General features: G+C 44.0%; 9 protein-coding genes. All 9 read left to right on the top strand.

The genetic code is table 11. From position 1 onward, the window contains the following. Positions 1-413 precede the first annotated feature (413 nt). The 9 genes from HMPREF3034_RS10630 to HMPREF3034_RS10595 all read left to right on the top strand — a co-directional run bounded on the left by HMPREF3034_RS10630 (position 414) and on the right by HMPREF3034_RS10595 (position 9,197). Entirely contained in the window at positions 414-1,652 is a 1,239-nt protein-coding gene (locus HMPREF3034_RS10630; RefSeq protein ID WP_062435445.1) for a nucleotide sugar dehydrogenase, read from the top strand. A 491-nt stretch (positions 1,653-2,143) separates the two neighbouring features. Beyond that, a complete protein-coding gene (gene rfbD / locus HMPREF3034_RS10625; protein WP_062435442.1) occupies positions 2,144-3,022 on the top strand; it encodes a dTDP-4-dehydrorhamnose reductase in 879 nt (292 codons plus the stop codon). Positions 3,023-3,301: 279 nt separating this feature from the next. After that, positions 3,302-4,480 carry a sensor histidine kinase gene (locus HMPREF3034_RS10620; RefSeq protein WP_062435440.1) on the top strand — a complete coding sequence of 393 codons (1,179 nt, stop codon included), beginning with the start codon at positions 3,302-3,304 and terminating at the stop codon, positions 4,478-4,480. Positions 4,481-4,679: 199 nt separating this feature from the next. Beyond that, entirely contained in the window at positions 4,680-5,216 is a 537-nt protein-coding gene (locus HMPREF3034_RS10615; RefSeq protein ID WP_062435437.1) for a YceD family protein, read from the top strand. A gap of 6 nt (positions 5,217-5,222) precedes the next feature. Next, positions 5,223-5,408 (top strand): 50S ribosomal protein L32, encoded by a 186-nt coding sequence (gene rpmF / locus HMPREF3034_RS12390; protein ID WP_082721770.1) that lies wholly within the window; start codon positions 5,223-5,225, stop codon positions 5,406-5,408. Continuing rightward, on the top strand, positions 5,408-6,406 hold the full coding sequence (locus HMPREF3034_RS10610; protein WP_036899508.1) for a beta-ketoacyl-ACP synthase III: 999 nt from the start codon (positions 5,408-5,410) through the stop codon (positions 6,404-6,406). The genes rpmF and HMPREF3034_RS10610 overlap by 1 nt, the downstream gene beginning before the upstream one ends. Before the next feature lie 119 nt (positions 6,407-6,525). Beyond that, positions 6,526-7,407: a GTPase Era gene (gene era / locus HMPREF3034_RS10605; RefSeq protein WP_036899505.1), complete on the top strand. Its 882-nt coding sequence runs from the start codon at positions 6,526-6,528 to the stop codon at positions 7,405-7,407. Between the two features lie 72 nt (positions 7,408-7,479). After that, on the top strand, positions 7,480-8,793 hold the full coding sequence (gene der / locus HMPREF3034_RS10600) for a ribosome biogenesis GTPase Der (protein WP_036899502.1): 1,314 nt from the start codon (positions 7,480-7,482) through the stop codon (positions 8,791-8,793). A gap of 5 nt (positions 8,794-8,798) precedes the next feature. After that, on the top strand, positions 8,799-9,197 hold the full coding sequence (locus HMPREF3034_RS10595; RefSeq protein WP_036899498.1) for a hypothetical protein: 399 nt from the start codon (positions 8,799-8,801) through the stop codon (positions 9,195-9,197).

The raw sequence follows: 9,197 nt of genomic DNA, 5'->3' as shown, positions 1-9,197 counted from the left end.
TCTCTAAGTGAGAACTATGTACACTCAGACGGCTGATGTACTTTTGTACTTGCTGGTTGATACCACTTGACTCTACAGATGTAACTTTTTTGAGCTTTTATATGGAATATTATTGCAACGTATTAGCTTTTTAGCTAACTTTGCAAAGATTGCATAAGTAAATGATAGGGAGCTATAAAGAAATGTATTATTTATCTGATGTTGTCCCTATATTACGAGCATGTACAGAATGCGACTCTGCGAGTTTCTAACTCTTAGGTGGAGATGTTTGTGTAGATGCTTCCTCTGCACATTAGTCATATTTGATTAATGGAGGAAGTGGAGTATCTGCCGGCATTGATGAGTAGAGTTGTTATATTTAGAATTCAGTACAGTCTATTTGGGAAAGCCAATATAATTATTTGTTTTATAATATGAAAATTGCAGTTGCAGGTACCGGGTACGTGGGCTTGAGTATTGCTACATTGTTGAGTCAGCACCATCAGGTTACGGCTGTGGATGTTGTACCAGGGAAGGTTGATAAAATTAATGCCCGTCGTTCTCCTATTCAAGATGAATATATAGAACGCTATCTAGCAGAGAAACCTCTAGACTTAAAAGCTACTTTGGATGGAGCAGCGGCCTATCAAGATGCCGATTTTGTAGTGATAGCTACTCCTACTAACTACGATCCGGTGAAGAATTACTTTGATACCCGGCATGTAGAAGAGGTTATAGAGCTTGTTTTACAAGTAAATCCCAATGCCATTATGATTATTAAGTCTACCATTCCGGTAGGCTATACTGCTAGTGTAAGAGAAAAATACCACAGTGAGAATATCCTCTTTGCACCTGAATTCTTGCGCGAGAGTAAGGCTCTTTATGATAATCTCTATCCTAGTCGAATTATTATCGGACGGCCAGAAGACGATATTCGTTTAGACCAAGCAGCCCATACTTTTGCTGCTCTGTTACAAGAGGGTGCTATTAAAGAGGATATAGATACGCTCTTTATGGGGTTAACAGAAGCAGAAGCAGTGAAGCTCTTTGCTAATACCTATCTTGCATTAAGAGTAAGCTACTTCAACGAGCTCGATACTTATGCTGAGATGAAAGGACTCAACACCCAATCTATTATTGATGGTGTAGGCCTTGACCCCCGTATTGGCAGTTTCTATAATAACCCCTCGTTCGGCTATGGTGGATATTGTTTACCCAAAGATACCAAGCAACTGCTTGCTAATTATCAAGACGTACCCGAGAATCTGATAGGTGCCATTGTCGAAAGTAATCGCACGCGTAAAGATTTTATAGCTGACCGTGTTCTCCGAATGGCTGGTTATTACGATTATTATAATCGGGGCGATTTTGACGTCAAGGAAGAAAAGCGTTGTGTTATTGGGGTTTATCGCTTAACAATGAAGAGCAATAGCGACAACTTCCGCCAGTCGAGCATTCAGGGAGTCATGAAGCGTATCAAAGCTAAGGGGGCAGAAATTATTATCTACGAGCCAACGCTAGAAGATGGTAGCACTTTCTTTGGCAGCAGAATAGTAAACGACCTGTCTGTTTTTAAATCAGAATCCCAATCCATCATTGCAAATCGTTATGATCCGTCACTTGATGATGTGAAGGAGAAAGTATATACTAGAGATATTTTCCGTAGGGATTAGGAAAATAATTTGGACTTATATGATTCCTCAAATTTTAGGAAATCCTTAATTCCGCAACACTATTATAAATTAAACTTTTTAAGTACCTGAGCAACAAAAAGTTCTTGAACAAGTCAAGCGGCAGAGCCGAGCGGCTCAGGATTTTGCCATGTCAGAATTTTTACTTATTCTTAGTGTTGCAAAAAAACAAGAGAATCCGACGATAGACATGGCGAAGATACAAATTAAATCTGAGAGACTCACTTCTTTTGGGGGATTATTTTCAATCATGGAGCAATTTGACTCTGCGCACCTACCAAAATTATGAAAATGAAGTGGAAGATTCCACAGTTTTTTACAGCGAAATTTATGCGCTAATTTGGGACACAAAAGATTATTAATCGAGTAATGATAAATGCAATCAAGGGCAGAAGGTATTAAGTTGAATGCTAAGGATACGAAGTATCCACGCTTGAAAGATATGGTTTCACCTTTTGAATTTAAGAAGTGATATGAATATATTGGTAACGGGTGCCAACGGGCAGCTGGGGAATGAGATACAGATAGTCGCCAAGGAGAGTGAGCATGATAAGTATATATTTACCGACGTGTGCGATGGATATATGCATTTGGACATTACTTCTTTGGATGATATAAGGCGGATGGTACGTGAGTATGACGTGAAGTGTATCATTAATTGTGCTGCATGGACCAATGTAGATGGGGCGGAGGCACTGGAAAAGTATGAGTTGGTAGAGAAGTTGAACGCCAAAGCACCGGAAAATCTGGCAATGGTGATGAAAGAAGTAGATGGGTTGCTTGTGCACATCAGTACTGATTATGTGTTTGGGGGCGACCCTTATAACACGCCTTGCAAGGAAAATCAGAAAGGAACTCCCACTGGTGTGTATGGCCGAACAAAGTTGCTAGGTGAGCAATTGATTGCATCTACCGGGGTGAAGCATATCATTCTGCGTACAGCGTGGCTTTATAGTGAATTTGGTAAGAACTTCGTGAAGACGATGATTCAACTCACGGCTACGAAGCCTCAATTGAAAGTTGTATTCGATCAGTGCGGTACGCCGACCTATGCAGGCGATTTGGCGAATGTCATCTTTGACATTGTAGAGAGTCGTAAGTACGAAGGGAATACGGGAATTTATCATTTTTCTAATGAGGGTGTGTGCTCGTGGTATGATTTCACTATCAAGATTGCGGAGTTGGTAGGGAATACTGATTGTGATATTCAGCCATGTCATAGTGATGAGTTCCCCTCGCCTGTGAAGCGTCCGGCTTACAGTGTGCTTGATAAAACGAAGATAAAGGATACGTTTGGAATCAAGATTCCTTATTGGGTAGATAGTTTGGAGAGGTGTATAGCTAATATGTAGGAATCGTATTGTGTTTTCCTTGATTTACTGCCACGCCCTCGCAGCATTGCTGTGGGGGCGTGGCAGTTTTGTTGAAAGGGCGATACAGCGATGCTGAGGGGCCGTTGCAGGAGCCCCACCCCAACCCAATCGTTTTAGTAGACAAGTTAATAAGTTAACCAGTAAACAAGGTTTTAAGTTGATAAGTAGACGAGTTGGGAGTGAGAAGTAAGGAAATGGGGGTGTGGGTTGTAGCTTGATGAGATATAATATTTCACGAAGTACTGCGTTAGATAGTATATGCTGTGGACAGATAGAATTAGGCAAGTGAAGCTACTGTTGGTTAGTGGGGCTATCGTGATTGCGATAGTGTCGCTTGTCGTGTCGCATATCTTGACGTGTGACCTGTCTATGGAGGAGCGACAGAAGATGGAAGTGTGGGCGGAAGCTATGTCGGCGTTGAACCGAGCTGACCAGAATACGGACTTGGGATTGGTGTTGAAAGTGATGAACGGGAACAATACGATACCGGTGGTCGTGATGGATAACAGGGGAGAGGCGCAACTTTTCCGCAACGTGGAGATGCGAAAGGGGGCGTATGCGGATAGTTTGGAGCAGGCTAAGGTGCTTGGCAGACAACTGAAAGCTGCCGGCCGATGCATTCGTATTCAGTTGAACGACTCTGTAAAAAGTGATTACGTGGATATCTGTTATGGTGAATCGCTGATGCTCAAACGATTACAGCGTTATCCATATGTGCAATTGGGCGTGGTGATGTTGTTTGTCGTGGTGGCTATTTTCGCCTTGTTGACCTCGAAACGAGCTGAACAAGACAAGGTGTGGGTGGGACTCTCGAAGGAGACCGCACACCAGTTGGGTACGCCCATCAGTAGTTTGATGGCTTGGACAGAGATGCTGAAAGAGACTTATCCACAGGATGATTTGATTCCGGAGATGGATAAGGATGTGAAGAGACTGGAACTAATAGCCGATAGGTTTTCTAAGATCGGGTCGCTTCCGGAACTCGTGCCGACGAATATGGCGGAGGTATTGAGTCATGTGGTAGACTATATGGATCGCCGAACATCCAATAAGGTGAGGATAACGATGGAACTGCCCGACCATGATGTACAGGTAATGATGAATGGTCCGCTGTTTGAATGGGTGCTGGAAAACCTGTGTAAGAATGCCGTGGATGCGATGGTTGGCGAGCGTGGAAGCATCGTTTTGCATGTGGAAGAGGACGAGAATAGCGTGATACTCGATGTAACGGATACGGGAAAAGGAATTCGGAAGCGTGATGTGCATAATGTGTTCCGTCCCGGATTTACGACGAAGAAGCGCGGTTGGGGACTGGGATTGTCGCTCGCTCGTCGCATCATTGAGGAGTATCACAAAGGGCGTATCAGCGTGAAAGCATCGGAAGTGGGAGTGGGAACGACGTTTAGAATCGTATTACCTCATCTTAATCTACTCTAATGGATGAAGTAGAAAGACTTCATTTGGTGGTCGTTGCGAGATGAGGTTGTAGTAAATAGCTCTTTCCGGCTTTCTGTTCTTTTGTCTCCTTATATTATATAAAAGAGATGAGAAATGCACATTTTGGATGTTTTGTACATTTAGTTTTTCTCATTTAATTATTTGTATATCAGAATTTATTCGTAACTTTGCAGCCCGTATGGGTAGTTTAGAACCATTTAAGATAGACTTAAAGGGGCTGGAAGAGGGCGATACCAAGCTCGTCTTTCATCTTGACGATAGTTACTTTGAGACGATAGACGCTCCCGAAGTGCAGCGAGGCGAGTTGCGTACAGACCTTTCCATTCATAGAGTGGGGGACTTCTTTGAACTCGACTTCCACACTGTCGGTACCATACAAGTACCATGCGACCTCTGTTTGGAGGATATGGCGCAGTCCATTGATACCCGGAACAAGTTGGTCGTGAAGTTTGGTGAGGATTATATAGAGGACGATGACCTAGTGACGGTGCCTGGGAATGAGGGTGTAGTCGACGTGTCATGGTTCATATATGAGTTTGTGGAACTCGCCATTCCGTTCAAGCATGCGCATGAGTCGGGGGAATGTGACCCTGCAATGTTGCAACTGCTGAAAGCACACTCGGCTACGGAAGGTGCTCATGGGGATAATGCTGAAGACAATATGGATCCTCGTTGGGCCGGATTAGAGAAAATAAAAACAACAATTAAAGAATAAATAAAAATGGCACATCCTAAAAGAAGACAATCGAAGACTCGTACACTCAAGAGAAGAACGCACGATAAGGCAGTAGCCCCCACATTGGCTGTATGCCCTAACTGTGGCAGTTACCACGTATATCACATAGTATGTCCTACTTGTGGATATTATAGAGGTAAGTTGGCAGTTGTAAAGGAAGTAGCTGAATAATGGAGAAAATTAATGCCATTATCACAGGTGTTGCGGGATATGTACCTGACTACGTGCTCAATAATGAAGAGCTCTCTAGGATGGTGGATACCAACGACGAGTGGATAACGGCACGCACGGGTATTAAGGAACGCCGCATTCTGACAGAAGAGGGGCTTGGTACGAGCTATATGGCGCGTAAAGCTGCTAAACTTTTGATACAGAAGACAGGTGTAGAATTGGATACTATTGATGCGGTAATCGTGGCTACGACCACGCCAGATTATATCCATCCGTCTACAGCATCTATCGTATTGGGCAAGTTGGGATTGAAGAATGCATTCGCATTCGATTTCTCTGCTGCTTGTTGCGGATTTATGTATGCTTTCGACGTAGCCTGCAATATGATTCAGAGTGGACGCCATAAGCGTATCATTGTGATTGGAGCAGACAAGATGTCGGCAATAACCGACTATCAAGACCGTAGCACTTGTGCGCTGTTTGGTGATGGTGCGGGTGCCGTAATGGTCGAAGGTACGACGGAAGATAATGTTGGTTTGATAGATTCTTATCATCGTACAGACGGTAAAGGTCTACCATTCCTGCACGTCAAAGCCGGTGGTTCGGTATGCCCTTCGTCTCATTTCACAGTAGACCATCGCCTACATGCCACTTATCAAGAGGGGCGTATGGTGTTCCGGTATGCTGTAACGGCTATGGGCGATGACTGCATGGAATTGCTGAAACGTAATGGATTGACTCGTGAGGATGTTAGTTATATCGTTCCTCATCAGGCTAATCTGCGTATCATCGAGGCGGTTGCAAAGCGCATCGAATGTCCCATGGACAAGGTACTTGTCAACATCCAGCGCTATGGTAACACCAGTGCCGCTTGCATGCCTTTGGTATTGTGGGACTTCGAGAAGCAGTTGAAGAAGGGCGATAACATCATCTTCACAGCTTTTGGAGCCGGATTTGTGAACGGAGCCAGCTATTATCGCTGGGCTTACGACTCATAGACAGCTTAGATTTGACTCTCCGTTGCGAGGGTAGAAGATTTTTATAATAAATAGAATACGGAGAGACGCATCTTTATATTAGTTAAGGATGCGTCTTTTTGTCCTAAAAGGAGGTAGAAATGCATAAAGCCGGATTTGTTAATATCGTCGGCAACCCAAACGTAGGGAAAAGTACTTTGATGAACCAATTGGTGGGTGAGCGCATCAGCATCGCCACCTTTAAGGCTCAAACCACGCGTCATCGTATTATGGGTATTGTGAATACCGATGATATGCAGATTGTTTTCTCCGATACACCGGGTGTTCTGAAGCCGAATTATAAGATGCAGGAGTATATGTTAGCGTTCTCTGAATCGGCCTTGACCGATGCAGATATCCTGCTTTACGTGACCGATGTGATAGAGAATCCGGAAAAGAATATGGAGTTTCTGGAAAAGGTTAGCAAGATGACAATTCCGGTATTGCTGCTCATTAACAAGATAGATGAGAGCAATCAAAACTCATTAGGCGACATCGTAGAGCATTGGCATCGCTTATTACCCAATGCCGAGATATTACCAATATCGGCTAAGAACAAGTTTGGTGTGGATGTATTGTTGAAGCGCATTAAAGAATTGTTACCCGATTCTCCCCCTTATTTCGATAAAGAACAGTTGACCGACAAGCCCGCGAGATTCTTTGTCTCGGAGATAATACGCGAGAAGATACTGCTATACTACGACAAGGAGATTCCTTACAGTGTGGAAGTGCGTGTGGAAAGTTTCAAGGAAGAAGAGAAACAAATCAATATCGGGGCGGTCATCTACGTTGAGCGCGATTCACAAAAAGGTATTATCATCGGCCATCAGGGTGTCGCATTGAAGAAGATGAACATGGAATCGCGCAAGACTTTGGAAAAGTTCTTCGGCAAAAAGATATTTCTGGAGACCTTCGTTAAGGTTGATAAAGACTGGCGCAGTTCCAAGAAAGAGTTGGAAAGTTTCGGATATAACCCGGAATAGGAGACCCATTAGCTCCTCTCCGTCCCTCCCCAAAGAGAGAGGGTGATATAATTCATGATTTATTATTAATATATGGCAAATTTAGTAGCAATTGTAGGACGTCCGAATGTGGGCAAGTCTACGCTTTTCAATAGATTGACACAGTCGCGTAGGGCGATTGTTAGTGATACCGCAGGCACCACCCGTGACCGTCAATACGGCAAGTGTTCGTGGAACGGAAACGAATTCTCGGTGGTTGATACCGGTGGTTGGGTCGTAAATTCGGATGATATTTTCGAGGACGCTATCCGCAAACAAGTACTCATTGCCACCGAAGAGGCCGACTTGGTGTTGTTCCTTGTCGACGTAACTACGGGTGTAACCGACTGGGATCAAGACGTGGCTCAGATTTTACGTCGAGCTAAATTGCCTGTTATCTTGGTAGCTAACAAGGTTGATAACAGTGCAGAATATTATCAAGCTGCCGACTTTTATAGTCTCGGACTGGGCGATCCACAATGTATCAGCGCTGCTACCGGTGGCGGGACTGGTGACTTACTCGACCTGCTTTTGGCGAAACTAGAGAAGAAGGTAGATGAAGTATTGGAAGAAGATATTCCTCGTTTCGCTGTCGTTGGTCGTCCGAATGCCGGTAAAAGCAGTTTGATTAATGCTTTTATAGGCGAGGATCGCAATATCGTTACAGAGATTGCAGGCACCACACGAGACAGTATCTATACTCGTTACGATAAGTTCGGTTTCGACTTCTATCTTGTTGACACAGCCGGAATCCGTCGTAAGAACAAGGTTTCGGAAGATCTGGAGTTCTATTCCGTTATGCGTAGCATCCGTGCCATAGAGAATAGCGATGTTTGTATATTGATGGTTGATGCGCTACGTGGTATTGAAGCGCAGGATATGAACATCTTCCAGTTGGTTCAGAAGAACAATAAATCGCTCGTGGTAGTAGTAAACAAGTGGGATTTAGTGGAGGATAAATCGCAAATAGCCATCAAAACTTTCGAGAATGCGATACGCGAACGTATGGCTCCATTCGTTGATTTCCCCATCATCTTTGCTTCAGCGCTTACCAAACAGCGCATTTTTAAGGTGCTGGAAACGGCTAAACAAGTCTATTTGAATCGTACTTCGAAGGTGGGGACATCCAAGTTGAACGAGGTGATGTTGCCTATTATCGAGGCTACTCCACCTCCATCTATCAAGGGAAAGTATATCAAAATCAAGTATTGTATGCAGATTCCGAACACGCAGATACCATCGTTTGTATTCTATGCCAATCTGCCTCAGTACGTCAAAGAGAACTACCGTCGCTTCTTGGAGAATAAGATACGCGAGAATTGGAGCATGCACGGTTGTCCTATCAATATCTTTATTCGTCAGAAATAAGTGCGATGAAGAGACTTCCTGTATTGCTATTGACCTGTATATTGCTCAGTTTTGCAGCCTGTGGTGGCAAGCAAGACGACCAAGGAGAGTTGGCTGCGCGTGCTGCTAAGCTCTATTACGACTATCTATTGCATGGTGATTACGATGCTTTTGTGGCCGGAACGTATCGCCCAGATAGTCTTCCTGCAAGTTATCAGAAGCAATTGGCCGACAACGCGGCCATGTTTATCGGACAGCAAAATGACGAACATCGTGGTATTAAGGATATTCGTATTGTCAGTGGTAAGGCCGATACGGCTAAGCATGTAGCTCAAGTGATGATGCAAATAGTCTATGGTGACAGCACCAACGAGCAGATAGTGGTGCCTATGGTGCAGCATAAGGGCGTGTGGTATTTAAGATAA

This window comes from Prevotella sp. DNF00663 (assembly GCF_001553265.1).
In the GTDB taxonomy this organism is placed as follows: domain Bacteria; phylum Bacteroidota; class Bacteroidia; order Bacteroidales; family Bacteroidaceae; genus Prevotella.
Note: the sequence above shows the minus strand (reverse complement) of the source record. Positions and strands in the feature narration are given on the sequence as shown.

Excerpts from the sequence above, each read along its gene's own strand:
- HMPREF3034_RS10630 (WP_062435445.1), top strand. The coding sequence starts at position 414 with ATGAAAATTGCAGTTGCAGGTACCGGGTACGTGGGCTTGAGTATTGCT.
- HMPREF3034_RS10615 (WP_062435437.1), top strand. The coding sequence starts at position 4,680 with ATGGGTAGTTTAGAACCATTTAAGATAGACTTAAAGGGGCTGGAAGAG.
- rfbD (WP_062435442.1), top strand. The coding sequence starts at position 2,144 with ATGAATATATTGGTAACGGGTGCCAACGGGCAGCTGGGGAATGAGATA.
- rpmF (WP_082721770.1), top strand. The coding sequence starts at position 5,223 with ATGGCACATCCTAAAAGAAGACAATCGAAGACTCGTACACTCAAGAGA.
- der (WP_036899502.1), top strand. The coding sequence starts at position 7,480 with ATGGCAAATTTAGTAGCAATTGTAGGACGTCCGAATGTGGGCAAGTCT.
- HMPREF3034_RS10595 (WP_036899498.1), top strand. The coding sequence starts at position 8,799 with ATGAAGAGACTTCCTGTATTGCTATTGACCTGTATATTGCTCAGTTTT.
- era (WP_036899505.1), top strand. The coding sequence starts at position 6,526 with ATGCATAAAGCCGGATTTGTTAATATCGTCGGCAACCCAAACGTAGGG.
- HMPREF3034_RS10620 (WP_062435440.1), top strand. The coding sequence starts at position 3,302 with ATGCTGTGGACAGATAGAATTAGGCAAGTGAAGCTACTGTTGGTTAGT.
- HMPREF3034_RS10610 (WP_036899508.1), top strand. The coding sequence starts at position 5,408 with ATGGAGAAAATTAATGCCATTATCACAGGTGTTGCGGGATATGTACCT.